General features: G+C 61.7%; 26 protein-coding genes and 1 pseudogene. 21 read left to right on the top strand and 6 right to left on the bottom strand.

Annotation, left to right across the window (positions count from 1 at the left end):
- Positions 1 to 16: 16 nt before the first annotated feature.
- Entirely contained in the window at positions 17 to 580 is a 564-nt protein-coding gene (locus TQ98_RS13865) for a TetR/AcrR family transcriptional regulator (protein ID WP_044872584.1), read from the bottom strand.
- Positions 581 to 873: 293 nt separating this feature from the next.
- Here TQ98_RS13865 and TQ98_RS13860 point away from each other — a divergent pair, with 293 nt between their 5' ends.
- Genes TQ98_RS13860 through TQ98_RS13840 form a run of 5 tightly spaced genes read left to right on the top strand, consistent with a single transcriptional unit; the run spans position 874 to position 5,861 of the window.
- Positions 874 to 2,337 (top strand): cytochrome c oxidase subunit II, encoded by a 1,464-nt coding sequence (locus TQ98_RS13860; protein ID WP_044872436.1) that lies wholly within the window; start codon positions 874 to 876, stop codon positions 2,335 to 2,337.
- A gap of 35 nt (positions 2,338 to 2,372) precedes the next feature.
- A complete protein-coding gene (gene ctaD, locus TQ98_RS13855) occupies positions 2,373 to 4,148 on the top strand; it encodes a cytochrome c oxidase subunit I (RefSeq protein WP_044872437.1) in 1,776 nt (591 codons plus the stop codon).
- Positions 4,145 to 4,834, top strand: a complete 690-nt coding sequence (locus tag TQ98_RS13850; RefSeq protein WP_044872438.1) for a cytochrome c oxidase subunit 3 — start codon at positions 4,145 to 4,147, stop codon at positions 4,832 to 4,834. The genes ctaD and TQ98_RS13850 overlap by 4 nt, the downstream gene beginning before the upstream one ends.
- Positions 4,835 to 4,838: 4 nt before the next feature.
- A complete protein-coding gene (locus tag TQ98_RS13845; RefSeq protein WP_044872439.1) occupies positions 4,839 to 5,525 on the top strand; it encodes a heme-copper oxidase subunit III family protein in 687 nt (228 codons plus the stop codon).
- Positions 5,526 to 5,543: 18 nt separating this feature from the next.
- Positions 5,544 to 5,861: a cytochrome C oxidase subunit IV family protein gene (locus TQ98_RS13840; RefSeq protein ID WP_044872440.1), complete on the top strand. Its 318-nt coding sequence runs from the start codon at positions 5,544 to 5,546 to the stop codon at positions 5,859 to 5,861.
- Positions 5,862 to 5,880: 19 nt separating this feature from the next.
- Here TQ98_RS13840 and TQ98_RS13835 read toward each other — a convergent pair whose 3' ends face one another.
- Positions 5,881 to 6,438, bottom strand: coding sequence for an AtpZ/AtpI family protein (locus TQ98_RS13835; protein WP_044872441.1), 558 nt, complete (start codon positions 6,436 to 6,438; stop codon positions 5,881 to 5,883).
- 250 nt (positions 6,439 to 6,688) lie between these two features.
- Between TQ98_RS13835 and TQ98_RS13830 the strand changes: the two genes are divergently transcribed.
- From TQ98_RS13830 to TQ98_RS13820, 3 genes and pseudogenes are all read left to right on the top strand, one after another.
- Positions 6,689 to 7,030 carry a hypothetical protein gene (locus tag TQ98_RS13830; protein ID WP_044872442.1) on the top strand — a complete coding sequence of 114 codons (342 nt, stop codon included), beginning with the start codon at positions 6,689 to 6,691 and terminating at the stop codon, positions 7,028 to 7,030.
- A 382-nt stretch (positions 7,031 to 7,412) separates the two neighbouring features.
- Positions 7,413 to 8,101 (top strand): annotated as a pseudogene (locus tag TQ98_RS13825) (malic enzyme-like NAD(P)-binding protein); the annotation flags it as partial.
- A gap of 131 nt (positions 8,102 to 8,232) precedes the next feature.
- Complete coding sequence (locus tag TQ98_RS13820; protein WP_044872443.1) at positions 8,233 to 8,421, top strand: ribbon-helix-helix protein, CopG family; 189 nt, start codon at positions 8,233 to 8,235, stop codon at positions 8,419 to 8,421.
- Positions 8,422 to 8,462: 41 nt separating this feature from the next.
- Here the strand turns inward: TQ98_RS13820 and TQ98_RS13815 are convergent, their stop codons facing one another.
- Positions 8,463 to 10,121, bottom strand: a complete 1,659-nt coding sequence (locus tag TQ98_RS13815) for a SulP family inorganic anion transporter (RefSeq protein WP_044872444.1) — start codon at positions 10,119 to 10,121, stop codon at positions 8,463 to 8,465.
- Between the two features lie 176 nt (positions 10,122 to 10,297).
- On the opposite strand from TQ98_RS13815, the gene TQ98_RS13810 reads away from it, so the two are divergent.
- The 3 genes from TQ98_RS13810 to TQ98_RS13800 are packed head-to-tail and all read left to right on the top strand — an operon-like array spanning position 10,298 to position 11,100.
- Positions 10,298 to 10,528: a hypothetical protein gene (locus TQ98_RS13810; protein ID WP_044872445.1), complete on the top strand. Its 231-nt coding sequence runs from the start codon at positions 10,298 to 10,300 to the stop codon at positions 10,526 to 10,528.
- A 27-nt stretch (positions 10,529 to 10,555) separates the two neighbouring features.
- Positions 10,556 to 10,747: a hypothetical protein gene (locus TQ98_RS13805; RefSeq protein WP_044872446.1), complete on the top strand. Its 192-nt coding sequence runs from the start codon at positions 10,556 to 10,558 to the stop codon at positions 10,745 to 10,747.
- Positions 10,744 to 11,100: a YkgJ family cysteine cluster protein gene (locus TQ98_RS13800; RefSeq protein WP_082073201.1), complete on the top strand. Its 357-nt coding sequence runs from the start codon at positions 10,744 to 10,746 to the stop codon at positions 11,098 to 11,100. The genes TQ98_RS13805 and TQ98_RS13800 overlap by 4 nt, the downstream gene beginning before the upstream one ends.
- 588 nt (positions 11,101 to 11,688) lie before the next feature.
- Here the strand turns inward: TQ98_RS13800 and tatA are convergent.
- Both tatA and lipA read right to left on the bottom strand, forming a co-directional pair.
- Positions 11,689 to 11,883, bottom strand: a complete 195-nt coding sequence (tatA, locus tag TQ98_RS13795; RefSeq protein ID WP_044872447.1) for a twin-arginine translocase TatA/TatE family subunit — start codon at positions 11,881 to 11,883, stop codon at positions 11,689 to 11,691.
- A gap of 20 nt (positions 11,884 to 11,903) precedes the next feature.
- A complete protein-coding gene (lipA, locus tag TQ98_RS13790) occupies positions 11,904 to 12,878 on the bottom strand; it encodes a lipoyl synthase (RefSeq protein ID WP_044872448.1) in 975 nt (324 codons plus the stop codon).
- A gap of 263 nt (positions 12,879 to 13,141) precedes the next feature.
- Between lipA and TQ98_RS13785 the strand changes: the two genes are divergently transcribed.
- Positions 13,142 to 13,693 carry a VOC family protein gene (locus TQ98_RS13785; protein WP_044872449.1) on the top strand — a complete coding sequence of 184 codons (552 nt, stop codon included), beginning with the start codon at positions 13,142 to 13,144 and terminating at the stop codon, positions 13,691 to 13,693.
- A gap of 61 nt (positions 13,694 to 13,754) precedes the next feature.
- On the opposite strand, the gene TQ98_RS13780 is transcribed toward TQ98_RS13785, so the two are convergent.
- Positions 13,755 to 15,704: a sigma-54-dependent Fis family transcriptional regulator gene (locus tag TQ98_RS13780; protein ID WP_044872450.1), complete on the bottom strand. Its 1,950-nt coding sequence runs from the start codon at positions 15,702 to 15,704 to the stop codon at positions 13,755 to 13,757.
- A gap of 329 nt (positions 15,705 to 16,033) precedes the next feature.
- Between TQ98_RS13780 and TQ98_RS13775 the strand changes: the two genes are divergently transcribed.
- The 9 genes from TQ98_RS13775 (at position 16,034) to TQ98_RS13735 (ending at position 24,323) form a co-directional block, all read left to right on the top strand.
- Positions 16,034 to 16,957: a transporter gene (locus TQ98_RS13775; RefSeq protein WP_052659193.1), complete on the top strand. Its 924-nt coding sequence runs from the start codon at positions 16,034 to 16,036 to the stop codon at positions 16,955 to 16,957.
- Between the two features lie 350 nt (positions 16,958 to 17,307).
- Positions 17,308 to 17,826: a transcriptional initiation protein Tat gene (locus TQ98_RS13770; RefSeq protein WP_044872451.1), complete on the top strand. Its 519-nt coding sequence runs from the start codon at positions 17,308 to 17,310 to the stop codon at positions 17,824 to 17,826.
- Between the two features lie 51 nt (positions 17,827 to 17,877).
- On the top strand, positions 17,878 to 19,458 hold the full coding sequence (locus TQ98_RS13765) for a GMC family oxidoreductase (RefSeq protein WP_044872452.1): 1,581 nt from the start codon (positions 17,878 to 17,880) through the stop codon (positions 19,456 to 19,458).
- A gap of 12 nt (positions 19,459 to 19,470) precedes the next feature.
- Positions 19,471 to 20,460: a thiamine pyrophosphate-dependent dehydrogenase E1 component subunit alpha gene (locus tag TQ98_RS13760; RefSeq protein WP_044872453.1), complete on the top strand. Its 990-nt coding sequence runs from the start codon at positions 19,471 to 19,473 to the stop codon at positions 20,458 to 20,460.
- Between the two features lie 56 nt (positions 20,461 to 20,516).
- Positions 20,517 to 21,596 (top strand): 2,3-butanediol dehydrogenase, encoded by a 1,080-nt coding sequence (locus tag TQ98_RS13755; protein ID WP_044872586.1) that lies wholly within the window; start codon positions 20,517 to 20,519, stop codon positions 21,594 to 21,596.
- A gap of 24 nt (positions 21,597 to 21,620) precedes the next feature.
- Positions 21,621 to 22,646: an alpha-ketoacid dehydrogenase subunit beta gene (locus TQ98_RS13750; protein WP_082073202.1), complete on the top strand. Its 1,026-nt coding sequence runs from the start codon at positions 21,621 to 21,623 to the stop codon at positions 22,644 to 22,646.
- A gap of 4 nt (positions 22,647 to 22,650) precedes the next feature.
- A complete protein-coding gene (locus TQ98_RS13745; protein WP_044872454.1) occupies positions 22,651 to 22,884 on the top strand; it encodes a lipoyl domain-containing protein in 234 nt (77 codons plus the stop codon).
- A gap of 3 nt (positions 22,885 to 22,887) precedes the next feature.
- Positions 22,888 to 23,592 carry a 2-oxo acid dehydrogenase subunit E2 gene (locus TQ98_RS13740; protein ID WP_044872455.1) on the top strand — a complete coding sequence of 235 codons (705 nt, stop codon included), beginning with the start codon at positions 22,888 to 22,890 and terminating at the stop codon, positions 23,590 to 23,592.
- Entirely contained in the window at positions 23,589 to 24,323 is a 735-nt protein-coding gene (locus TQ98_RS13735) for a lipoate--protein ligase family protein (protein ID WP_044872456.1), read from the top strand. Before TQ98_RS13740 ends, TQ98_RS13735 begins: the two co-directional genes overlap by 4 nt.
- Positions 24,324 to 24,380: the final 57 nt, after the last annotated feature.

Below are 24,380 nucleotides of genomic sequence, written 5' to 3'. Positions count from 1 at the left end.
CCGCTCGATGCCGTTCCTATTCGCCCAGAAGATTGCGCGCTATTGCTTGCGCACTATCTGCCGAGCTGGAATCACCAAGCACATGGGCAACAGTAATGGCACCGTCGATCAGGACTAACAGCTGCCTGGCCAGGGCATCCGGATCAGCGGCGCCATATTCCTGGCAAATCTCGCGAACGAAGCTGAGCAGCTTCTCCTTGTGCTCCTTGGCAACCTGGCGGACAGGATCGGCGGGATCGCCCGTTTCACCTGCGGTATTGATAAAGGCACAGCCTCGGAAGCCCGGGGAAAGGAACCAGCCCTTGAGCACGCTGAAGAGGTCCAGCAGCTTCGCCGCAGGGGTTTGGGCCTTCTCCACTTCGGCCCTGAACCAGCTCATCCAGCGCTCGTCACGCTGCTTCAGTACCGCGGCCACCAGCTCGTCCTTGGTTCCGAAGTATTTATAGATAGTCTTTCTCGCGACGCCGGAAGTCTTGACCAGAAGATCCATGCCCGTGGCATTGATACCGTTTCTGTAGATCAGGTCTTCAGCGGTTTCGAGAAGTCTTTCTCTGACATCGGAAGTTGATTTGCTGTCCATGTCGGCGATGGTAGAACGACCGTTCTCCACCATCAAGCCTTTTTCCGGGAGAAGGTATGAACGGTCATCTTGATCAGCTCGGCCAATGGCCCGATTCCAACTGTCTATGACCTTGCCCATTTCCGGCCAATACCTGAAAAGCCCGCGACTATACTTCCCACGAGCCTTGTCATGCGGGGATGAAAGGCGCGCTTCCGCCAGTCGCGGAGGCCGGAACGGGGGTGGGTTGCACTGCTTGATGACCGTCGCACGCTTCACCAGCGCACGAGCATCTGGAACCGGACGACGGGAACATGGCGATAGCAATCATCCTGATCATTATCGTTGTCGCGTCTGTGCTGTTTCACCTCCTGGCGCCCTGGCACCTGACCCCGCCTGCGTCCAACTGGGGCTCCATCGACACCACGCTGCTCATCACCCTGGTCATCACCGGCATCTTCTTCATCGCCATCGTCGGTTTCATGGTGGTGGCGATCATCCGCTTCCGTCATCGCGAAGGTTCCCGGGCCGCCTACCAACCGGAAAACCGCAAGCTGGAGTTTTGGCTGATTGTGGCCACGTCCCTTGGGATCATCGGCATGCTGGCTCCGGGGCTGGTGGTCTACAACGATTTCGTCCGCGTGCCCCCGGATGCCGCACAGATGGAAGTGGTTGCGCAGCAATGGCAGTGGGCCTTCCGCTTCCCCGGCCAGGACGGGCAGTTGGGCCGCTCCGATGTGAAGTGGATCAGTGCGGAAAATCCGCTGGGACTGGACCCTGACGACCCGGCGGGCCAGGACGACGTGCTGATCCGCAACAACGAGGTGCGCCTGCCGCTGGATAAGCCGGTCAAGGTGCTGCTGCGTTCCAAGGACGTGCTGCACGACTTCTATATCCCGCAGATCCGCGGAAAGATGGACATGGTGCCGGGCATGGTGTCGCACTTCTGGTTCACCCCGACGGTGCCCGGCCAGTACGAGATTCTCTGCGCGGAGTTCTGCGGGGTAGGGCACTTCAATATGCGCGGAATGCTGGTGGTCGAATCGCCCGAGGAATTCCAGCAGTGGCTGGCCGCGCAGCCCACCTTCGCCCAGACCCTTGCGGCCGCCAACAAGGCGAGCCCGAGCGGCCTGATCGAAAAGGGCCGCCAACTGGCGGAGACCTACGGTTGTCACGCCTGTCACAGTCAGGACGGCACCACCAGCCTGGGACCGGGTTGGAAGGACCTTTACGGACGCGAGGAGAAACTCGCGGATGGCAGCGGCGTCAAAGTCGACGAGGCCTACCTGAAAGAGTCCATCCTCGACCCCAGGGCCCGTCTGGTACTGGGCTATCCGCCGGTGATGGTGCCCTATACTTTCAACCAGGATGAGCTGGCCGCCCTGGTGGCCTTCATCCAGTCGCTCAGCGCCGCCGGCCAGCAGGAACAAGGCGCCGCAGGAGCGGCGGGCGAGGGCGGTAATGCAGTGGCGCAAGGGCAGAGACTGGCGCAATCCCTGGGTTGCCTGGCCTGCCACAGCGTCGATGGCAGCAAGGGCGTGGGGCCCAGCTGGCAGGGGCTGTACGGCAGGACCGAGACCATGGCGGACGGCAGCCAGGTCAAAGTGGATGATGCCTACCTCAGGGACTCCGTCCTCACGCCCGCAGCCGCGGTGGTCAAGGGTTTCCCGCCGGCAATGCCGGCCTTCACCCCGACCCCGCAAGAGCTGGAGGCGCTGATCGCGTTCATCAAGTCCAAGGCGAATCCCGACGCCACGAAGCAGGAACAGGCGCCGTAAATCCGGAGGGACTCCGACCGTACGGAGGGTTTCCGATGGCCCAAGTCGAGCAGACCGAAGACCATGTGCTGCACGAGCCAAAGAGCTTCCTGACCCGCTACATCTGGAGCCAGGACCACAAGGTCATTGCGATCCAGTATTCCCTGACCGCGATCTTCGTCGGCCTGATCGCCCTGGTGCTGTCCGGTTTGATGCGCATGCAGATCGGCTTCCCCGGCAGCCTGGAATTCATGGACCCCAGCACGTACTACCAGGCCGTGACCATGCACGGAATGATCATGGTGATCTACCTGCTGACGGCGCTTTTCCTCGGCGGCTTCGGCAACTACCTGATCCCGCTGATGGTGGGCGCGCGGGACATGGTCTTCCCCTACGTGAACATGCTGAGCTACTGGTTCTACCTGCTCTCGGTGCTGGTGCTGCTGGCGGGTTTCTTCGTGCCGGGAGGCCCGACGGGGGCCGGCTGGACGCTCTATCCGCCACAGGCCATCACCCAGGGCACGCCGGGCACGGAATGGGGCATCGTGTTGATGCTGGTGTCCCTGGCGATCTTCATCGTCGCGGCCACCATGGGCGGCCTGAACTACGTGACCACCGTGCTGCAGTCGCGGACCCACGGCATGACGCTGTTCCGCATGCCGCTCTCGGTCTGGGGCATTTTCATGGCCTCGATCCTCGCGCTGCTGGCCTTCCCGGCGCTGTTCGTCAGTGCGGTGATGATGCTGTTCGACCGCCTGCTGGGCACCAGCTTCTTCATGCCGGCGGTCGTCTCCATGGGGCAGCCGCTTAACCATCAGGGCGGGAGCCCGATCCTCTTTCAGCACTTGTTCTGGTTCTTCGGCCACCCGGAGGTGTACATCGTCGCGCTGCCGGCCTTCGGGCTGGTGTCGGACCTGATCAGCACCCACGCGCGCAAGAACATCTTCGGCTACCGGATGATGGTCTGGGCCATTATCGCGATCGGCGTACTGAGCTTCGTGGTGTGGGCCCACCACATGTACGTGAGCGGGATGAACCCGTACTTCGGCTTCTTCTTCGCCGTCACCACCCTGGTGATCGCCGTGCCCACGGCGCTGAAGGTCTACAACTGGACCCTGACCCTCTGGCATGGCGATATCCACCTGACGGTGCCGATGCTGTTCGCCCTGGCCTTCATCGTCACCTTCCTGGTCGGCGGGCTGACCGGGCTGTTCCTTGGCAACGTGATCGTCGATATCCCGCTGTCGGACACCTATTTCGTGGTGGCGCACTTCCACATGGTGATGGGCGTGGCGCCGATCCTCGTGGTGTTCGGCTCCATCTACCACTGGTTCCCGAAGATCACCGGGCGGATGTTGAACGACCACCTCGGCAAGCTGCATTTCTGGATCACCTTCCTCGGCACCTACGCCATCTACTTCCCCATGCACTACCTGGGGTTCCTCGGCATGCCGCGGCGTTATTACGCCTATCCCGACTACCAGTTCATCCCACACTCGGCCCAGGACCTGAATGCCTTCATCACCGTGGCGGCGCTGATCGTGGGCGCCTCCCAGTTGCTCTTCCTGTTCAACCTGGCCTGGAGCACCTTCAAGGGGCGGCCGGCTGGCAGCAACCCGTGGAAGGCCACTAGCCTCGAATGGCAGACACCGGACACGCCGCCCGTGCACGGCAACTGGCGGGAGGAACTGCCGGTCGTGCATCGCTGGGCCTATGACTACAGCGTGCCGGGCGTCCAGCAGGACTTCGTGCCGCAGACTGTCTCCGAGGAAGAGCTGGAACGCATGCGCGAAGCGGGCAGCCAGGCGGCCACGGCGGAGAAACGGCCATGAGCACGCAATTCTGGAAGAGCATCGGTGGCGCCGAACCGGGCGGCTGGAGCCGGGGCGACTCGGCCGGACCCGAAGCTCCGATCCATGACCGGAGCCGGGCAGCCAAGGTGGGTCTGAGTGTGTTCCTGGGGGTGGTGACCTCGCTCTTCATGCTCTTCCTGCTGGCTTTCGTCGTGCGCTCCCAGGTGTCGGACTGGCGGCCCCTGACCGATCCGCTGGCACCCCTGGCCCATCCCTGGATGCTCTGGGTGAACACCACGCTGCTGGCCCTCGGCAGCGTCTGCCTGCAATGGGCGAAAGTGGCGATAGGGCGCGGCCAACGGGATACGGCGTCCCTGGCCTTTGTGCTGGGCGGCGCGTTCGCCCTGGCCTTCCTCGGTGGGCAGTTGTGGGTCTGGCAGCAATTCGTCGACTGGGGCTACCTGGTGGCGGGCAACCCGGCCAACAGCTTCTTCTTCCTGCTTACCGGTCTGCATGGCCTGCACCTGACCGGCGGGCTGGTGGCGTGGGGGAGGGTGGGGCTGCGGTTGCTACGCCACGGCCCGGAGGCACGACTCAAGTCCGGCATGGAGCTCTGTGCCATCTACTGGCACTACCTGCTCGGCCTGTGGCTGGTGCTCTTCGCGCTGCTCACCAGCACGCCGGAAACCTACCAGGCCATCGCGGCCTTCTGCGGGCTGAGGTGACGCCATGGCCATGACAACCAGGGAGACACCGGCCGGCAACCCATCCGCCTGGAGATCCATCGCGCAGGACTGGTCCTCGGACCGCGACGCCTTCAAGCAGGTGCCTTGGGGCAAGGCGATGATGTGGATCTTCCTGCTCAGCGACACCTTCATCTTTACCTGCTTCCTCACCGGCTACATGTCGGTACGTATCAGCACCACCGCCACCTGGCCGAATCCCAGCGAAGTATTCGCCCTGAACATCGGCGGCGCGCACATTCCGCTGATCCTGATCGCGATCATGACGTTCGTGCTCATCAGCAGCAGCGGCACCATGGCCATGGCCGTGAACTATGGCTACCGCCGTGACCGCGCCCGCAGTGCCGCACTGATGCTGGCTACGGCGGCCTTCGGCGCCACCTTCGTCAGCATGCAGGCGTTCGAATGGAGCAAGCTGATTGCCGAGGGCGTGCGCCCCTGGGGCAATCCCATGGGGGCGCCGCAGTTCGGGGCGTGCTTCTTCATGATCACAGGCTTCCACGGGCTGCACGTGTCCGTGGGCGTGATCTATCTCAGCACGGTGGCCTTCAAGGTGCTGCGTGGAGATTACGAGAAGCGCGGGAACTACCAGATCGTCGAAATCGCCGGGCTTTACTGGCACTTCGTGGACCTGGTCTGGGTATTCATCTTCGCGTTTTTCTATCTGTGGTAGAGCAGGGGAGTGATGCACATGGCCCACACCCAAGGACAACAACACCCGATCAGCCTGTACCTGAAGATATGGGGACTGCTGTTCATCCTCAGCACCCTGTCCTATCTGGTCGACTACTTCCACTTCGTGGGACTTTTCCGCTGGTCCTTGATCGTCATCCTGATGCTGTTGAAGGCCGGGCTCATCGTTTCGATCTTCATGCACATGGCATGGGAACGCCTGGCGCTGGTCTACGCCATATTGGTGCCGCCGTTATGTCTGCTGGTACTGGTGGGACTTATGGCGGCCGAGTCGGATTATGTATTCCTCACAAGAGGAATATTCCTCGGGCAATAAGTCCCAACAGTTGTCGTCACTAGATGGTCCGCTTGAACTGATGCCAGCGATGCAGCCAGGAAACTATCCAGTGGGGTGAGGCCGAGCCTGTTCCGGCAAGTCTCAGCTGCGGATGATGGGTAATCACCCGATCGAGTGCGGATTCCTGGTCAGGCTCGACATCAACGAAAAAGATGTGTTCGCCGTCCTTGATCTTGTCCTTGAGGTTGCGGAAGTGGGCATTGGGTACCTGGATTCCAAAGAATCCGCCTTCCCAGATGCAAAAGCCCAGGATCACGATGGCCAGGAAAACGAATGGCACCCAGCCTGCCGGAGTGTCCGTCCAGCCCGCCAGCCAAGCCCCCAGGAGCACCAGGGCGGCCAGCGGCACGCCTATGACCGCGCCGATTTCACCGGAGTGGACGACGTCCTGCTTCATGAAGGAATTCACGTCATGGAGGTGGTGATGCTGTTCCACATCAGCATCCCGGTCGCTGAGCACATGAATCTGCTCGGTATTGATTCCGTTGGCCTCAAGTTCGGTCTCAACGGTTTCCAGGTCATCGAGGTTGTTGCTGATGTAGTAGTGCCGATTCATGACGGGCCTCCGGACTCTGGCTCGAACTTGTTAGCGTTCTCCTGGAAACCGTCCTTTATTCCCGGTGGTTATCTGCGAAACATGAATAAAACTTCATGGTTCTTTCCCTGAAAAATTATAGCACCGGCCTTTATTACCCTCGGAAAAGAGCGCCGCCAGGCCGACAGTTGCCGCATTCCTGATGCACGCCTTGTCTAAAATGGTGAGTGAACATGAGCCCCGGCAAAGTTCGGGGTCAGGAGGCAGCCAGATGAATACCTTGACCATCAAGAGCTGGTACAAACCCCAGGGCGCAGAGAAGTCCATTGCCATGGGCGACCTTCATTTCCACGTCAATGACGCCGACCACCTGCGGCTGGAAGAAGCCGAAGAGCACCTGCAGAAAACCCATGAGCCGGACATGATGTTCGACGCCGACATGACGACCATGGAGTTGATTACGCCTGTGGAATGCGGCTCGCTTTCCGACCTACAGTTCCGCGTCTACCTGAGCAAGGGCGACGATCGTGGCCAGTTCCACCTGGTAGGACACCGCGAAAGCGACGGCAGCCTGATCTACACGAACTCGGTGATGATCGATCAGCTCGGGTAGCCCGAACGCTCCCGGCCGGATTCGCCATCAATCGGGCCGGGGGGGAGGAGATCAGTGTGGTGGAGCAATGGGGACAGTGGGGACAACCAAGGCATTCGTAATTTAACAGTGCGGGTCGTTTCGCTGAGTGTTGCGCCCTTTGGACGCCTTCGCGCAGCGTCACTACAGCACCTCCCGCTGTTTCTCGATTGGCGAGGCCGTTGCACCCCAAATGGCCTGCGCTGTTGCAAATGTTTTGTAACAGATTCAGGGCGCCGTTGCCCTCTGTCTCCAGGGGGCTAGGGCGCTCGTCTCCCAAATAGGCTCCGTGTCATTCGCGCCGCATCAGCTTTGGCTTTCTTCCCCATGCTTTGGCGGGACATGGGCTGCTAACTTCAGCTGTATCGATACCGTGGAGCGGATCGCCGACACCTTCGGCGGGATCAACCTGAAAGACATCAAGGCACCCGAATGCTTCGAGATCGAGCAGGTGCTGATCGAGCAATGCCACATCCCGGTGTTCCATGACGACCAGCATGGCACCGCAATCGTGACCGCCGCGGGAATACTGAGTTCGCCAACGATGGGGGCGCCCGCATGCTGCTGGACGCCATGCAGGACGCCTATGTGTTCGTCGGGCTGTCCTGGGCCAACCTACTGACGCCGGAGGCGCTGCTGGCCATGGCACCCAAGCCGATCGTGTTCGCCTGCTCGAGCCCCGATCCAGAGATCAAGCCTGAACTGGCAAAGGCGACTCGCGACGACCTGATCCTGGCGACCGGCCGCTCCGACTACCCGAATCAGGTCAACAATGTCCTCGGCTTCCCGTTCATCTTCCGCGGCGCCTTGGATGTTCGTGCTTCGTGGATCAACGAGGCGATGAAAATTGCCGCCGTGGAAGCGCTGCGTCAGTTGGCCAAGGAACCGACGCCGGTGGAGGTGTTGCGCGCGTTCAACATCGATCGCCTGGAGTGCGGGTCGGACTACATCCTGCCGAAACCGCTGGATGCTCGACTGCTTGACGCGGTTGCCCAGGTGGCAGTGGACTCCGGAGTCGCGCGGCTGCCTTACCCCGCCCCTAACCAACTGTGACCGACCTGGGATCGGGCTCCAGGACCGGGCCCGATCCGCCTTGTCCCCCCCAATGGCGCCTACGGTGACAGTCCCGGACCCGTTAATTATAATTTGATTAACATCCGACGCCTGGAATGAGCCGATACTCTATGGAAAGCAAGACCGCCCGCCTCACCGTTCTCATCGATCCGCACAAGAAGAAAGCGTTCGAAGAACTGTGCGCCGCGCAAGATCTGACGCCGTCGCAGGTGGTGCGACAACTGATCCGGGATTACCTGGACCAGCATGGCGTCACCTATGCGACCAAGAGCACGTTGGCGGCCAACGCCAAATCTTGACGCCCGGTGAGCCTTGACCGTCAGCGGGCCAAGGGCCCGCTCTAGGGCGAGGGAGGTATTTCTGGCACCTCATCCGTCGCCAGCGCGGCGGCGAATTCGGCGTGATAATGCGCCGTCCCGAGGGTTTGCAGGATACCCGCCTTGTCGAGCTTGCTGAGCACCTTGCGGTTCGCTTCGCAGAGCTTCACCACGATCTTCCGCTTGTGCAACTGCTGAATGACTTCCTCCAGCGTCTGCAGGCCGGTGATGTCCATGAACGGCACCCGCTTCAGGCGAATCACCAATAGGCGTGGATCAGTGTGAGTCTGCGCCAGGACGCGCTCGAAGGTTTCCGCCGCACCAAAGAACAACGGCCCTTCAACCGTATAGACCAGCACCCCGGGTGGTACCCGGAGCTGGCCATTGGCGCGCAGTTCACTGGCCAATTCCTCCTCGACGACCTGCTGCACCTCGACCGACGAGGCCATGCGGCGCATGAACTGCAGCATGGCCAGGATGACGCCGATGTTCACCGCGATCACCAGGTCGCTGAACACGGTCAGGCCGAAGGTAATCAGCAGGATTGCCACGTCGGCCCGCGGCGCGCGCTGCACCATGCGCTGGAAGTGTTTCAGCTCGCTCATGTTGTAGGCGACGACGAACAGGATCGCCGCCAAGGCGCAGAGCGGAATGTTCGAGGCCAGTGGCGCCAGGAACAGAAGGATCAGCACCAAAGTCAGGGCATGGGTCACGCCGGCCAGCGGCCCGGTGGCGCCGTTGCGGATATTGGTGGCGGTTCGGGCGATGGCACCAGTGGCGGCGAACCCGCCGAACAGTGGGACGGCCAGATTGGCGATGCCCTGACCGATCAGTTCCTGATTGGAGTCGTGCTTGGTGCCGGCCATACCATCGGCGACCACCGCAGACAGCAACGACTCGATGGCGCCGAGCATGGCGATGGCGAAGGCCGGACCGATGAGCTCGATCACCCGCGACAGGGTGATCTCCGGCCAGGCCAGGTCGGGCAGTCCCTGAGGAATGCCGCCGAAGGCACTGCCGATGGTGGCGACTCCCTCGAAGTGGAACAGTGACTGGACCGCCGTGGCGAACACCATCGCCGCCAGCGGCCCGGGTACGCGCGTCAGACCGGGAAGCCTGGGTGCCGCGATGACCAGGGCGAGACTGGCCGTCGCAAGTAGCGTGGTGGCGACATGCAGATCTGGCAGCGCCTGCAGCAGGTGCCAGAGCTTCTCGTGGAAGTGCCCACCACCGACCTTGGGCAGGCCGAAAAAGTCCTGCCACTGCCCGACCCAAATGATCACCCCGATCCCGGCGGTGAAGCCGACGATCACCGGGTCGGGGATGAACTTGATGATCGCGCCAAGGCGGGTGACCCCGAGGAGCAGCAGGATGGCGCCAGCCATCATGGTGGCAAGCTGCAGGCCATCCACGCCGTACCGGGCGGTGACCCCCGCGAGAATCACGATGAAGGCGCCGGTTGGGCCGGCAATCTGCAGGCGGCTGCCACCCAGCAGGGAAACCAGCAAGCCGCCGATGATCGCCGTGTAGATGCCTTGTTCCGGCTTGACCCCGGAGGCGATGGCGAAGGCCATGGACAGGGGCAGCGCCACGACGCCCACAATCACGCCGGACACCAAGTTGCGCACCCAGTGTTCCCGCCCGAACAACCCGGCCTTCCACGCTTCGCGTACGGCAATCATGACTGGATCCTTAATCGGAATATGTGCATAGCATTATCATGCAGTGATAATATTCAATACCCGGACCCGGTGGAACCAGCGGGAAGACCAGCTAGGCGAATTCAGTGCCACGGCGGCTCGTCAGCCGGGGCCTTTGTGTAGAAATGTGCGAGCGCGGACGTAGCGTGGTGACTTGAATGAAGCGAACTGATGTGAAGGCCCGGCACGCCGAAGGCGTATTCTTCGACACCCATGTGATCGCCAATCCCACCAACACCAAAGAGTGGATCGTGTTCTTCAAGAAGAACGCCGGACGAAGTTTTTTCTTGGTCGATGACAACGAGGAAGTCGAGTCATTTGCGCATCTGGACGATCTGATTCACGAACTCCGCGACCTCGGGATCAAGAGCGCAGAAATCCATTTTTGACCCGCAGGCAAATCTAGAGGCACTGTCATGTCAGTGAAAGTCGAGCATCTGACCAGTCAAAGTGAAGAGCTCTGGACGGTCCGCTTCGGTGTCCGCCGGGTGCAGTTCCGCCACGAGCGTTGCGCCAGGGAGTTCGCAACCAAACTCAAGGAGCGGATCGAGGCGCCGCATAGCTATCCGCGAAGCGCGAGCACCGGCACAGGTTGGCCAATCACGTGAGCTGTATGACCAGTCGCAAGATCGACCAGTTGCGCCGGCAGATTCCGGCTTTCGCCTGCGTGCCAGGCTGCCACGATTGCTGCGGGCCGGTGACCGCGTCGTCCGAGGAAATGTCACGACTGCCCGAGAAAAGCGACGCCGAGCATGACGCGGCTCTGGCGCAATGGAACTGCGTGCATCTCGGTACGCAAGGCTGCGAAGCCTATGAGCAGCGCCCATTAATCTGCCGCCTATTCGGGACCACCCCGAGCTTGCCATGCCCACGCGGTCGTGGACCGGAAACGCCGACGGAGGCGCATGTTGTACGCCAGGTGCATGAGCTGATTGCGAGCACCCGCCAAGTGTTGGTTTAGTCGGCCTGCGCGAGGAGCATTGTGCGGTAGTAACCACAGCACGATACCCGCAGCGGCCGACATCGCAGTGCCATGGGATAGTGCCCGGCTATGTCTCTTGACGAGAAAGCTTATATCGCTAGATATGAAAAGATAGTGAGCGCCTTCCGAAGAAGAAGCCCAATCCTGAGTCGAAGTGGGGTTTTCTGCCCGACCAGCTTTCCCTTGCTCCAAGCTTGATGGCTGTACGTGGAATTGGTGCTCATGGCTGGTCCTCAGCGTTAAGGGAGGACAAGGGTAGATCAGCCAAAGTCCACGACCGGTAACCGACCCGAAGCTGCCGGTGGGAACCGGCAGAAATCGGCCGATTCTGTTGAAAAAGTCGGTGTTGGCCAGATTCGCCTGTCCATAGCCCCAAAAGCGGCTGATTTGCGCGTTGCTACGTGAAATTCAAGGCAGTTCTGCCCCGGAAATGGCTCAGATTTCAGCGTACACAATGCACTTTTGTGGGCAGAAATCTCGAAGGGGGTTTTTCAACAGAATCGGCCAAGAGAAGACATTAGCGACACCCATGGATAGTTTTTCGTGCAATGGTTTCCGGGGGCCGGGCTAACTCTCATCTTGGCTGCGAGAAGAAACCATCGGCTTGATTTCATTCGTGTCCGTGGCGTCTGTCATCGATCGGCGAAAACCCTTGATCGATTCACCCAGGTCACCACCGAGGTGCCGCAGACGTTTACCGCCAAATAGCACCAGAGCGATCAGAAGAATGACTGCCCAGTGCTTCCAATCGAAAATACCCATTTGCAGTTCTCCTCTCCAGGTCAAGTGATCTTTTGCCCGTGAGCCTGCCGGTCCGCGTGGGAGGAGGAGCGCACCAGGGGGCCTGAGGCCACATTCGAAAAGCCCATCTCGGCGCCCAGTTCGGCGAACCGCGCGAAGCTGTCCGGGTGCACGAAACGCTGCACTGGTAGGTGATTGCGCGAGGGCTGCAAGTATTGGCCGAGGGTGAGCATGTCGATCCCGTGCTCGCGCATGCGCTGCATCACTTCGATCACTTCGTCATCGGTCTCGCCCAGGCCCAGCATCAACCCGGACTTGGTCGGCACGTGGGGTACACGCTGCTTGAAGTTCTCCAGCAGGTCCAGTGACCACTCGAAGTCAGAGCCCGGGCGCACAGCCTTGTACAGGCGCGGCACGGTTTCCAGGTTGTGGTTGAACACATCCGGCGGCTCCTGCTCGGTGATAGCCAGCGCCACGTCCATGCGGCCGCGGTAGTCCGGCACCAGGGTTTCCAGCTGGATGCCGGGGGACAGTTTGCGGATCTCGCGCAGGCAATCGACGAAGTGCCGGGCACCGCCGTCGCGCAGGTCGTCGCGGTCCACCGAGGTGATCACCACGTACTTCAGGCGCAGGTCGGCGATGGCGATGGCCAGGTTCTTCGGCTCATCGGCATCCAGCGGCTTCGGCCGACCATGGCCGACGTCGCAGAAGGGGCAGCGACGGGTGCAGATGTCGCCCATGATCATGAAGGTGGCGGTACCTCCGGAGAAACACTCGCCCAGGTTCGGGCAGGAGGCTTCCTCGCAGACGCTGTGCAGCTTGTGCTTGCGCAGCAATTGCTTGATGCGTTCCACCTCGGGAGACACCGGGATGCGCACGCGGATCCAGTCCGGTTTCTTCGGCAGTTCTTCGGCCGGGATTATCTTCACCGGAATACGCGCTACTTTCTCAGCGCCGCGTAACTTCACTCCGGTCTGCACGCTCCTCGGCCCAAACTCAGTGTGTCGAGACTCCACCGTCGATCTCCATCATTCAGAGCAGGTCGATACGTCTTACGCAAGAGCCGGGCCAGCTTGTGCAAGGCCGATTGGCGGGGGCGGGAGCCATGAAATGACATCGTTGTAACACCTTACAGTTGTAAAGATCTTTACACCGCCAAGGCTGTTGGTAAGCGAGGCTATCTTTTAAATCAATGGGTTAGCTTTTGGTATCGAGTGTGCAACAGGGAGTCTGGTAGCACCGAGCTACTGAGTCTCCGACAACAACAATCGAGGCCCTCATGACCCAAAATTACAATCCGAATGGCGCTCTGCCCGGCATGCGCGGAATGCAACATATCGGCATCACAGTGCCAAACCTTTCAGAGGCCGTTGCCTTCTTCGTCGAGGTGCTTGGCTGCGAACCATATTTCACGTTCGGCGAGTTCCGTTTTGAAGACGACTGGATGGAGCGGCACCTCAACGTGCATCCGCGAGCAGCCATTCGCGACTTCCAGATGGTTCGCTGCGGCAATGGCACCAACCTGGAGATTTTCGAGTACTCGGCGCCAGACCAGAATCGCCGGTTGCCCCGTAACAGTGATGTCGGTGGACACCATCTGGCGTTCTATGTCGACGATATGGCGGCTGCGGTCGACTACCTCAAGTCTCGTGGCGTACAGGTACTGGATACTCCATCGACCTTTACCGAAGGCCCAGCCAAAGGACTGACGTGGGTGTACTTTCTGGCGCCCTGGGGTCTGCAGCTGGAACTGGTCAGCTTCCCCGATGGGATGGGCTATGAGAGAGGATTGACGCGTCTTTTGTGGGATCCGCGCACGCCTGAGCACTGATTCGGCGCAAGTGCCCCGGCCGGCCCCGCATGGAGCCGGCCAGGGCACTTGAGGTCATCGCTTAGCTGTCCAGGGCGTTGGGCGGAACGATGTGATGAAGTTTCATCCAGCGATAGAGGGTCGGGCGCGACATACCCAACTCACGCGCTGCAGCGCTGACATTCCAGCGCTGTCGGCGCAAGCAATCTTCGATTGCACGCCCATGGGATGTCTGCTGCTCTAGGCCTGAAATAGAATTCATGACCTGCCTTGGATTGACGCTCGGCAGGCATTCTTCGGGCAGGTCGTTTACCGTGATTTCATCAGTCTCGGCGGTGGCCAGGGCATACTGCAGCGCATTGCGTAACTCGCGAATATTGCCTGGCCAGGCATAGCCGAGGAGAGCACTCATGGCGTCGCCCCGGATTCGAGCGGGACGTTGGCGTTGATCACAGAGCTCTCTGAATATGCGTTCTATCAGGTAATTCTTGTCGGCCCGTTCGCGCAGTGCAGGCAGGCGCAGGATTGCGCCATTGAGGCGGTAGTAGAGGTCTTCGCGGAACTCGCTTTGTTCGATCATTTGCCGCAGGTCGCGGTGACTCGCCGCGATGACACGGATATCGACCTTGATCGGCTTCTCGCCGCCCAGCGGCATCACTTCCTGCTCGGCAAGCACGCGCAGCAGCCGTGTCTGCAGGTGCAGTGGCATGTCACCGATTTCATCCAGGAAGAGCGTGCCGCCATCGGCTTGCTGGATCAGTCCTCGCATACCCTTGCTGCGTGCCCCAGTGAAGGTGCCGGGCTGGTAACCGAAGAGTTCGCTCTCGATCAATGATTCGGGCATCGCAGCGCAGTTGATGGCGACGAAGGGGGCTTTGCGCCTGTTGCTGCTGTCGTGCAAGGCGCGGGCAAGGCGCTCTTTGCCTGTACCGGTTTCGCCATTGAGCAGTACGTTCAGCGGCTCGCTGCACAGTCGCTTGGCACGTGCCAGCATTTTGCGCATGACAGGGTCGTCGTCGGCCAACTCGTCCAGTGGGCAGCTTTCCTGATTGGTGCGCTGGGCCTGAGGGGCCGCAGGCGCACGGCTGGGTTCCATCAATGCGGCAAAGAACAGGGCGTTCTGTCGGTGAGTGCGGAAGGCTCGTACTTGGTCGGGACTGGCGTGAGGAATGCTGAAGATATCTTCAGGCACGCAGTCGAACAGATCCTGGATGCCAATCCTTCTTGCCAGAGCCGACGGTCGCTCCGCCAACTGCAGGCCACAATCGCCGAGCAACCCCCGGGCCGCGGTGTTGGCTGCCAGAAGACTGCCGTCCCCGGCAAGCGCCAGCAGGTACTGGCGATTGATCAGGACGAACTCGCGGGATCGGTCGAAGCAGAGGATGTGTGCTTCACGGTAGCGACGCAGGAAGTAGGCATCTTCGATCATCCGCGCGTACTGCTTGACCAGCTGCAGGGCAAATAGCTGCGAGTCCTTGGACGGCGGCGATTTCAATGCCGAGATATCAAGCACAGCCAGCAGCTGCCCCTGGGGATTGAAAATGGGGACGGCAGTACAGGTCAGCGCGACGTGGTGAGCGCTGAAATGGTCATGGTGGTGACAGGTCAGCGGCTGCTGCTCCTTGATGCAGGTTCCCACTGCGCAGGTCCCGGCATGATCCTCACTCCAGTCAGCACCCAGATAAAGGCCGGTTTTGCGATGTGCCGCTTCATCCAGCGGATCACCGAGAAACTGTACGGTGATACCCCGGTTGTCGGTGAGGAGTATGACGTAGCCGAGTTCGGCGATGTGCCGGTACAACTGCTCGACACCGGCCCGCGCCACATTGATCAGCTCGTCTGCATGGTCCTGGTGTTCTCGCAATACCTGACGCGGGACGAAACGCGGAGGCGCTGGCTTTGCCGGATCCAGGCCGTAATCCTGGATACAGCGTTTCCAGGAGCGGGTGATGATGGATTCGTGCCCGGCACCGTCACTGGCGTAGGACAGCACGGTGTCGATATGCAGGCTGGGGGTCGAAATGATGCTCATGCGGCCTCCCGGACTCGAGGGTGAGGCCCCGAGATCCGTGACGATCTTGTTCTTGTTGACCGGTTGCACAGAGAGCTGCCTGGCACCGGCGCAATCACCTTACGAGTTTAGCCCTCCGGCGTCACCTGCCTGTTAGTCGAGGTCAGACGCATCTTTCTTACACCTGTAATACCCCGAACACGCGAAGGAGATCATCGGGCTTTCTTCTCGTGGCTGAGAAAACCTTTTGATTCATAGCCTTGAAGGATCATCCAACGGTTTGGCACGCATTCTGCGCCGCGCTACCTCGGCCCCCACCGGGGTACTACAACAAGAAACGAGGATGCTCGATGCTGCCTTACCTGCAACGGACCAGCGTGACTGGTCCCTCGTCACTCGACAACCGAACCTGGGCCGCTGCGTGGGGCCTCGTGCTGCTTGCCAGCGGACTCTCTGCAACGTGGCCGGCCAGGGCGTTGGATCTCGATGCCGGTGACTATGTGGCTGCACCTGCCGGCACCACATTGGGTCTGCTCTACCTGCAAGGGGCCGAGCGTGATCGGCTGTACCGCGCGGGGCACAGCCTACCCGACGCGCCGGGGCTGGACTCGGAGATCGGGATATTGCGCCTGGTCCACTATTCCGACATCGGAGGCTTTCGCGTGGCGCCTCAAGTGCTGCTGCCATTCGGGCGCCTGGACGGGCGCCAGGGCTTGGGTGACTCCAGTGGCCTGGCCGATCCGATCCTGGCCATGCCTCTCTGGCTGATCAATGAACCGGAGCGCCGCCGCTACTTGGGCATCACTCCCTATCTATTCCTCCCCTTGGGCGAGTACGACGCCGATGACGATCTCAACCTCGGCGAGAACCGCTGGAAGCTGAACTTGCAGGCCGCCTACGTTACCGGGCTGACCGACAACCTCTCTCTGGACCTGGCCGCCGATGTCATGTTTTACGGGCGCAACAACCATTACGGCAGTGGCCGCTGGACCCAGCGGCAGAAACCCAGCTACCAGTACCAGGGCTTCCTGCGCTACCAGTTGACCCCCCAGGCGGACGTGCGCGCCGGCCTGTCGTGGCTCGACGGCGGCGCTAGCCGCGTCGATGACCTCCAACTGGATGACCGCCAGGAGACCGGCAAGTGGAACCTTGGCTTCTCCTGGTTTTTCCTGCCGAAGACTCAGCTCGCAGCTACCTACGGGCGGGATTTCGCGGTGGAAAACGGCTTTCGCGAAGAGCACAGGTTGAACATACGCCTGATGCAGGTGTTCTGAACGGTCTGGACGGTCCGTTCTCTTGGGGCCCGCGGGCCCCTTTTTTACGGGTTCTTCTCGTGGGTCAGGGAAAGCATCCATGACACCAAACTGACTTCCATGCGGCTGTAAACCGATTGGAAGGATGCTTACAGGTGTAAAGCCGTCGCTTTACAGATCCTGCCTCAAAGACGTCTGGCTATTTGGATAAATACTCATAAAAACAGATGGTTAGGGATAAAACCCTGCGTTGGCACACAAGCTGCTCCATGGCTATCGAGGGGCCGAAAAGGCACCCGGACGAATAACAACAACGTCGCCACACCTGTTCCCACCTTGCAGGCGTGCCGGCAATAGCCTGGAGCTCTGCCATGCATGACTCTTCTTCTCTGAGCGGCCCTCTGAGCCGCCGACGCTTCCTCAGCCTATCGGGCCAGTCCGCGCTGATCATCGGCGCCACCGTCGTCGCCGGCCAGCTCATCCCGGTCAAAGTCCTCGCCGACGACGTGCTGCCCCAACTGCCCGCCGGCCTGCTGCGCATGGGTCGCGACATCTATCCCCACGACCGCCTCGGCGATGCGCCATACGCCAAGTCGCTGTTCGAGCTGGTTGGCAAGAAACCGGACCTGGTTCGTGAAGGCATCAACGCGTTACAGGCCCGGGCCCGAGCCGTGCATGACCGAGCCTTCGAGGACATCGCCAGCGAAGACGACCGCGTTGCGCTGTTGCGCGAGATCGAAACCACCCCCTTCTTCCGTGAAACCCGCAGCGCGCTGATGTTCGGCCTCTACGACAACAAGACCCTGTTCCCTCTGTTCGGCTACGAGGGCTCGTCGGTGGAGAAGGGCGGTTACATCGCGCGTGGCTTCAACGACCTCGACTGGCTCTGAGCGGCCACTCCCTTCGCGGCTCCATCCATTCCAACAATGAGGGTTAACCCCATGGCAGCGAAATTCTCCCAGGACGACAGCGACGTCGTCGTCATCATCGGTTCGGGTGCCGGCGGCGGCACACTGGCCCACGCCCTGGCCCGGCAAGGTATCCGTACCGTGGTACTGGAAGCTGGCAAACGTTACGAGATGTCCGACATCGAGAACGATGAGTGGGCCATGTTCAACAAGATTTCCTGGCTCGACAAACGTATCGCCACCGGCGGTTGGGACGTGGCGCGCAACCATCCGAATCTGCCGGCCTGGATCGTCAAGGCGGTCGGCGGCAGTTCGGTGCACTGGGCCGGCGTCGCCCTGCGCTTTCGCGATTTCGAATTCCGCATGCGCACCGAGAATGGCGAAATCAAGGGCGCCAACATGCTGGACTGGCCGATCAGCTATGAGGAGCTGGAGCCCTGGTACGTCAAGGCCGAGAAGCACATGGGGGTGACCGGTCCGAGCACCGGGATGCCGTACCACCAGTGGCACAACTCCTTCAAGGTGCTGGCCGCCGGGGCTCAGCGCATCGGCTACAAGGAAATCCAGTCCGGACCGATGGCGATCAACACCCAGCCGTACGACAGCCGGCCGGGTTGCATGCAGATCGGCTTCTGCATGCAGGGCTGCCGCATCGGTGCCAAGTGGTCGACTCTCTACACCGACATCCCCCGCGCTGAGGCCACCGGCAACTGCGAGGTGCGCCCGCAGAGCATGGCGCTGCGTATCGAGCATGACGCCCGCGGCCGGGTCACCGGAGTTGTCTACGCCGATGCCCAGGGCCGCCAACAACGGCAGAAGGCCAGAGTGGTGTGCGTGGCCGGCAACTCCATCGAGTCGCCGCGCCTGCTGCTCAACTCGGAATCCTCGATGTTCAAGGATGGCCTGGCCAACTCCTCTGGCCAGGTGGGGCGCAACTACATGTGCCACACCACCGCTGGGATCTATGCGGTTCTTCCCAAGCCGGTTCACATGTACAGGGGGACCACCTGCGCCGGGATCATTTCGGACGAGTCCTACAACAACACCTCGCGCGGATTCGTAGGCGGTTACCGGCTGGAAATCCTCTCTCTCGGCCTGCCGTTCATGTCCGCCTTCCTCGACCCGACCCCGCAGGGCTGGGGCCGTGCCTTCACAGCGAAGATGGAGCGCTACGACCACATGTCCGGCGTCTGGCTGTGCGGCGAGGACCTGCCCATGGAGAGCAACCGCATCACCCTCCACGGCACCGAGAAAGATCAGTACGGCCTGCCGATTCCGGTGGTGCACAAGGACGACCATCCCTTCGACAACGCCATGCGTGACCACGGCGTGGAGCAGACCCGCAAGTGCTACGAGGCGGTCGGCGCCACGGAAGTCATCCGCCTGCCGTCCTACCCGGCCAGCCACAACATGGGCACCAACCGCATGAGCGCCAAGGCCGCCGACGGCGTGGTGAACAAGTGGGGCCAGAGCCACGACATCCCCAACCTGTTCGTCTCCGACGGCAGCCAGTTCACCACCAGCGGCGGGCAGAACCCGACGTTGACCATTGTCGCCCTGGCCCTGCGCCAGGCCGAGCACATCGGCTCGCTGATCAATCAGCGCGCCCTCTGAGGAGCCGACCCCATGACCACACCCAGTAACGACCAGCGCCGCTGGATGCTCGAGCAGATGCTCGTCAGCCGCTACCTGGAAGAGTCCATCGAACGCATCTACATGGAAGGCAAAACGCCGGTCTTCAACATGGCCAACGGGCCCATCCCCGGCGAAATGCACTTGTCCAACGGCCAGGAACCTTGCGCCGTGGGTGTCTGCGCCCATCTGACGGCCGAAGACATCGTCACCGCCACCCATCGTCCGCACCACATAGCCGTGGCCAAGGGCGTCGACCTGGACGAGATGGTCGCCGAAATCTTTGGCAAGAAGACCGGCCTGTCCGGTGGCCGGGGCGGTCACATGCACCTGTTCGACGCCAGGGTGAATTTCTCCTGCTCCGGCATCATTGCCCAAGGCATGGGCCCAGCCGTGGGGGCTGCACTGTCGCGCCAGCTGCAGGGGAAGTCCGGCGTCGCCGTGGCCTATCTGGGCGAAGGCGCTGCGAACCAGGGCGCCTTCCACGAAACGCTGAACCTGGCAGCGCTGTGGAAGCTGCCGGTGGTGTTCGTCATCGAGGACAACGCTTGGGGCATCTCGGTGGCCAAGGCCGCTTCCACCGCCATCGAGCGCAATTACTTGCGTGCCGCCGCCTATGGCATGCCCGGCGTGTTCGTCCCCGGCAACGACGCCGACGCCATATTCGCTGCCGCCGGTGAGGCCATCGCCCGTGCCCGCGCTGGGGAAGGGCCGACCCTGATCGAGATCGAGACCCACCGCCTGGCCGGCCACTTCATGGGCGACGGCGAAACCTACCGCCCGGCCGGCGAGAAGGAGGCCCTGTTGGCCAAGGACCCGATCCCCGCTTACCGCCAGCGCCTGCTGGAGCTGGGGGTGCTGGACGAAATCGCCGCAGCCGACATCGACGAGCGCGCTCGCAGCCGTGTCGATGCCGCCGTGCAGTTCGCCCGCGACAGCGTTTATCCGGCACCGGAAGAGGCTTTGGAAATGGTGTTCGTGTGAACGGAACTCGGCATAACAACGACAAAACGGAGACCGATATGTACCGACAACCAACCATGAAGGCGGCAGTCTGGCACGGCCGTCGCGACATCCGCCTGCAGGATGTCGCCCTCCCGCCGCAACCGCAGGCCGGCTGGGTGCAGATCCGCGTCGAGTGGTGCGGTATCTGCGGCTCGGACCTCCATGAATACCTGGCCGGTCCGGTATTCATTCCCACCGACACAGCCCATCCGCTCACCGGCCTGAAGGGCCAGTGCATCCTCGGCCACGAGTTCTGTGGCGAGATCGTCGCCTTGGGCGAGGGCGTCTCGCATTTCACCGTGGGCGAGCGCGTCGCCGCCGACGCTTGCCAGCACTGCGGCCAGTGCTGGTTCTGCCAGCAGGGCCAGTACAACCTGTGCGAGAACCTTGCCTTCACCGGGCTGATGAACAACGGCGCCTTTGCCGAACGTGTCAACGTTCCCGCCAACCTGCTGTACCGCTTGCCGGAAGGCTTCCCCACCGAAGCCGGTGCGTTGATTGAGCCTTTGGCGGTGGGCATGCACGCAGTGAAGAAGGCGGGCAGCCTGCTCGGCCAGACGGTGGTGGTGGTCGGCGCCGGTACCATCGGACTGTGCACCATCATGTGCGCCCGCGCCGCCGGTGCGGCGCGAATCATCGCCCTGGAAATGTCCACGGCGCGCAAGGCCAAGGCCCTCGAAGTGGGTGCCACTGAAGTCATCGACCCCAGCCAGTGCGACGCCATCGCCGCCGTGCGCGAGCTCACCGAGGGCTACGGCGCTGCCGTGTCCTTCGAGTGCATTGGCCACAAGGCCACCGCCAAGCTGGCCATCGATGTCATCCGCAAGGGTGGCCGTTGCGTGATGGTAGGCATCTTCGAGGAGCCCAGCGAATTCAACTTCTTCGAGATAGTCGCCACCGAGAAACAGGTCATAGGCGCGCTGGCCTACAACGGGGAGTTCGCCGATGTGATCGCGCTGATTGCCGACGGTCGCCTGGACGTCACCCCGCTGATCACCGGGCGGATCGAACTTGAACACATCCTCGAACAGGGCTTCGAGGAACTGGTGAACAACAAGGACCAGAACGTGAAGATCATCGTCAGGCCGAGCGCGCCTGCCGCTGCCCGTCACTGATCCCATAGACGGAGGAATCGAGAAATGTCCGCAGCGATCAAAGAACGCAAACTCACCATCGCCCGCGCCATGGCCGAGGCGGTGGCCCAGGAAATGCGCCTGGACCCGCGCGTGTTCGTGATGGGTGAGGATATCGGCCAGCTCGGCGGGGTGTTCGGCAATACCCGTGGCCTGCACGAAGAGTTCGGGAGCGCGCGCATCCGCGACACGCCGATTTCGGAAACCGCCTTTATCGGCGCCGCCGTGGGCGCGGCTTCCGACGGCATGCGGCCAATCGTCGAACTGATGTTCGTCGACTTCTTCGGCGTGTGCATGGACGCCATCTACAACCTGATGGCGAAGAACACCTACTTCTCCGGCGGCAAGGTCAGCGTGCCCATGGTGCTGATGGCCTCCACCGGCGCCGGCTATTCAGACGCCGGCCAGCACTCCCAGTGCCTCTACGGCACCTTCGCGCACCTACCGGGGATGAAGGTGGTGGTGCCGAGCAATGCCTATGACGCCAAGGGTCTGATGACCGCCGCCATCCGCGATGACAACCCGGTGATCTACCTGTTCCACAAGGCCCTGCAGGGCATGGGCTGGCTGGGTACCGAGAAGGGCGCGACGGTGGCGGTGCCGGAAGCCCCCTATACGGTAGAGATCGGCAAGGCCAAGACCGTGCGTGAGGGCCGCGACGTCAGCATCGTCAGCCTCGGCGCCGGCGTGCACCACGCACTGCGCGCCGCCCAGCAACTGGAGCAGCAGGGCGTCAGTGCTGAAGTGGTGGACCTGCGCAGTCTCGTGCCGCTGGATCGCGAGCACGTCATCGAGTCGGTGCACAAGACCGGGCGGCTGATCGTGGTCGACGAGGACTACCACAGCTTCGGTGTCAGCGGCGAAATCATCGCCAGCGTCGTCGAGCACGATATCGGCATGCTCAAGGCGCGGCCGCAGCGGGTCGCCTTCCCCGATATCCCGATTCCCTTCACGCCGCCCATGGAACAGTGGGCACTGCCTTCCGCCGCCAAGATTGTCGCGGCCTACCAAAACCTGAAGAACGAGGAATAACACCATGTCTAACCCAATCCTGATTCCAACCGACCTCTGGGAAGGCGATGCCGAAGCCGTGATCACCTCCTGGCTGGTCAGTGACGGCGCCGAAGTTGGCCAGGGCGACCTGGTGGCCGAGATCATGTCTGAGAAGGCGCAATTCGAGATCGAGGCTCCCGCTTCCGGTTTGCTGAAGATCCTGGAAGAAGAAGACGCGGTGGTCGGTAAGGGCGCGACCATCGGATTGGTGGAGTGAGCCATGGGGCAAATGCAGACTCCAACTGCCGGTACCGGTAGCACCGTGCCCTTGAAAGGCATGCGAAAAATGATCGCTGCGAAGATGAGCGAGAGCCTGCAGACCGCAGCACAACTCACTCACCATGCCGAGTGCGAACTGACTGCCCTTCAGGCTAAAAGAGCGGAGCTGAAGGCTGCGGGTAGCGTGGTGTCGCTCCAGGACCTGCTGCTGTTCGAGATCGTACGAACCCTGAAGGACCATCCGGGACTCAATGCAACCCTGACGGATAATCAGATCACGCGGCACGGTTCGGTGCATTTGGGGTTTGCGATCCCGCTGCCGGACGATCTCCTGGTGGCGCCTGCACTGTTCGATGCCGATCAGCTGGATGCGGAGGGCCTGGCGCTGGCACGCCGGGCCCTGGTGGACAAGGCACTGTCCGGAAAACTCTCGGTGAAGGAGCTAACGGGTGCCACGGTGACCGTGACCAACCTGGGGCTGTCGCGGGTGCGTTTTTTCACCCCCATTCTCAATGTTCCCCAGGTGGCCATCATCGGACTAGGAGGCGTCCAGCGTCGTCTACAACGGGACACCGATGGTTCGTTGGTGGAGCGCGATTTCATGGGGCTGTCGCTGACCTTCGATCACCGGGCTGTCAACGGCGCACCTGCCGCGGACTTCATCGATGACCTGTGCCAGCGAATCGAAGGAGGCGAACTGTCATGAGCCAGATCTGGCGTGTCAGTGTCGAGGCTGGCCTGGAAGCTGAGCGGCAGCTGTTCGACCGCGTGCACGCCGGCGAGGAAGAGTGGGGCGTGTTGTTATGGCGGCCCTCTGATTCCGCCTTGGTCATGCCTCGCAGGCTGAGCCGGCTTCCTGGGTTCATAGCGGCAGACATCAGCTGTGCCGCGTTGGGCTGGCCTATAGCATTGCGAGACACCGGTGGCGAACCAGTACCGCAGTCGCCTGCGGTGCTCAATGTGGCCTTGGCCTACGTCGTGCCGCTGGAGGACGACGAACAGTCGCGGATGGAGGCTGCCTATCTGCGACTGTGTGAACCCATCCGCCAGTGGTTGAGCAGTATGGGGCTGCTACCTGGCCTCGGGGAGGTTCCCGGCGCGTTCTGTGACGGTCGGTTCAACGTGACCCTGGGGCGCCGCAAGCTGGTGGGAACCGCGCAACGTTGGCGGCGGCGTGCAGCAGATAATCGCCTGGTGGTGCTGGTTCATGGCGCAATCCTGTTCGAGGACCAGCGAGAGGCCATGGTCGATGTGGTCAATCGCTTCTACCAGAGCTGTGGTCTGGAGCAACGATGTCGAGCTGCCAGCCACGTGTCTCTGGATGAGTGGTTGGCTCCAGCGTGGCAGGAAGCGGAAAGCCTCGCTGACTGGTTTGAAGCTCCTTGGGAGGCATGGTCACCCGACAAGGGCTCTGGCGATCAGATAGCTTTCTGTTGATCCGTCGCCTGGTTTCCAAGCAAAGCACGAACCTCTAAAGACGTTCCTGTCGTAGTG

This window comes from Pseudomonas sp. LFM046, from assembly GCF_000949385.2.
Classification (GTDB): domain Bacteria; phylum Pseudomonadota; class Gammaproteobacteria; order Pseudomonadales; family Pseudomonadaceae; genus Metapseudomonas.
Note: the sequence above shows the minus strand (reverse complement) of the source record. Positions and strands in the feature narration are given on the sequence as shown.

What these genes read in the sequence shown, in the direction of transcription:
- ctaD (WP_044872437.1), top strand. Translation starts at nt 2,373, where the DNA reads ATGGCCCAAGTCGAGCAGACCGAAGACCATGTGCTGCACGAGCCAAAG.
- TQ98_RS13780 (WP_044872450.1), bottom strand. Translation starts at nt 15,704, where the DNA reads ATGAGCATCATTTCGACCCCCAGCCTGCATATCGACACCGTGCTGTCC.
- TQ98_RS13810 (WP_044872445.1), top strand. Translation starts at nt 10,298, where the DNA reads ATGAAGCGAACTGATGTGAAGGCCCGGCACGCCGAAGGCGTATTCTTC.
- TQ98_RS13735 (WP_044872456.1), top strand. Translation starts at nt 23,589, where the DNA reads ATGAGCCAGATCTGGCGTGTCAGTGTCGAGGCTGGCCTGGAAGCTGAG.
- TQ98_RS13840 (WP_044872440.1), top strand. Translation starts at nt 5,544, where the DNA reads ATGGCCCACACCCAAGGACAACAACACCCGATCAGCCTGTACCTGAAG.
- TQ98_RS13830 (WP_044872442.1), top strand. Translation starts at nt 6,689, where the DNA reads ATGAATACCTTGACCATCAAGAGCTGGTACAAACCCCAGGGCGCAGAG.
- TQ98_RS13815 (WP_044872444.1), bottom strand. Translation starts at nt 10,121, where the DNA reads ATGATTGCCGTACGCGAAGCGTGGAAGGCCGGGTTGTTCGGGCGGGAA.
- TQ98_RS13860 (WP_044872436.1), top strand. Translation starts at nt 874, where the DNA reads ATGGCGATAGCAATCATCCTGATCATTATCGTTGTCGCGTCTGTGCTG.
- TQ98_RS13755 (WP_044872586.1), top strand. Translation starts at nt 20,517, where the DNA reads ATGAAGGCGGCAGTCTGGCACGGCCGTCGCGACATCCGCCTGCAGGAT.
- TQ98_RS13760 (WP_044872453.1), top strand. Translation starts at nt 19,471, where the DNA reads ATGACCACACCCAGTAACGACCAGCGCCGCTGGATGCTCGAGCAGATG.
- TQ98_RS13865 (WP_044872584.1), bottom strand. Translation starts at nt 580, where the DNA reads ATGGACAGCAAATCAACTTCCGATGTCAGAGAAAGACTTCTCGAAACC.
- TQ98_RS13765 (WP_044872452.1), top strand. Translation starts at nt 17,878, where the DNA reads ATGGCAGCGAAATTCTCCCAGGACGACAGCGACGTCGTCGTCATCATC.
- TQ98_RS13785 (WP_044872449.1), top strand. Translation starts at nt 13,142, where the DNA reads ATGACCCAAAATTACAATCCGAATGGCGCTCTGCCCGGCATGCGCGGA.
- TQ98_RS13835 (WP_044872441.1), bottom strand. Translation starts at nt 6,438, where the DNA reads ATGAATCGGCACTACTACATCAGCAACAACCTCGATGACCTGGAAACC.
- TQ98_RS13805 (WP_044872446.1), top strand. Translation starts at nt 10,556, where the DNA reads ATGTCAGTGAAAGTCGAGCATCTGACCAGTCAAAGTGAAGAGCTCTGG.
- TQ98_RS13845 (WP_044872439.1), top strand. Translation starts at nt 4,839, where the DNA reads ATGGCCATGACAACCAGGGAGACACCGGCCGGCAACCCATCCGCCTGG.
- TQ98_RS13770 (WP_044872451.1), top strand. Translation starts at nt 17,308, where the DNA reads ATGCATGACTCTTCTTCTCTGAGCGGCCCTCTGAGCCGCCGACGCTTC.
- tatA (WP_044872447.1), bottom strand. Translation starts at nt 11,883, where the DNA reads ATGGGTATTTTCGATTGGAAGCACTGGGCAGTCATTCTTCTGATCGCT.
- TQ98_RS13820 (WP_044872443.1), top strand. Translation starts at nt 8,233, where the DNA reads ATGGAAAGCAAGACCGCCCGCCTCACCGTTCTCATCGATCCGCACAAG.
- TQ98_RS13740 (WP_044872455.1), top strand. Translation starts at nt 22,888, where the DNA reads ATGGGGCAAATGCAGACTCCAACTGCCGGTACCGGTAGCACCGTGCCC.
- TQ98_RS13750 (WP_082073202.1), top strand. Translation starts at nt 21,621, where the DNA reads ATGTCCGCAGCGATCAAAGAACGCAAACTCACCATCGCCCGCGCCATG.
- TQ98_RS13850 (WP_044872438.1), top strand. Translation starts at nt 4,145, where the DNA reads ATGAGCACGCAATTCTGGAAGAGCATCGGTGGCGCCGAACCGGGCGGC.
- TQ98_RS13745 (WP_044872454.1), top strand. Translation starts at nt 22,651, where the DNA reads ATGTCTAACCCAATCCTGATTCCAACCGACCTCTGGGAAGGCGATGCC.
- TQ98_RS13775 (WP_052659193.1), top strand. Translation starts at nt 16,034, where the DNA reads ATGCTGCCTTACCTGCAACGGACCAGCGTGACTGGTCCCTCGTCACTC.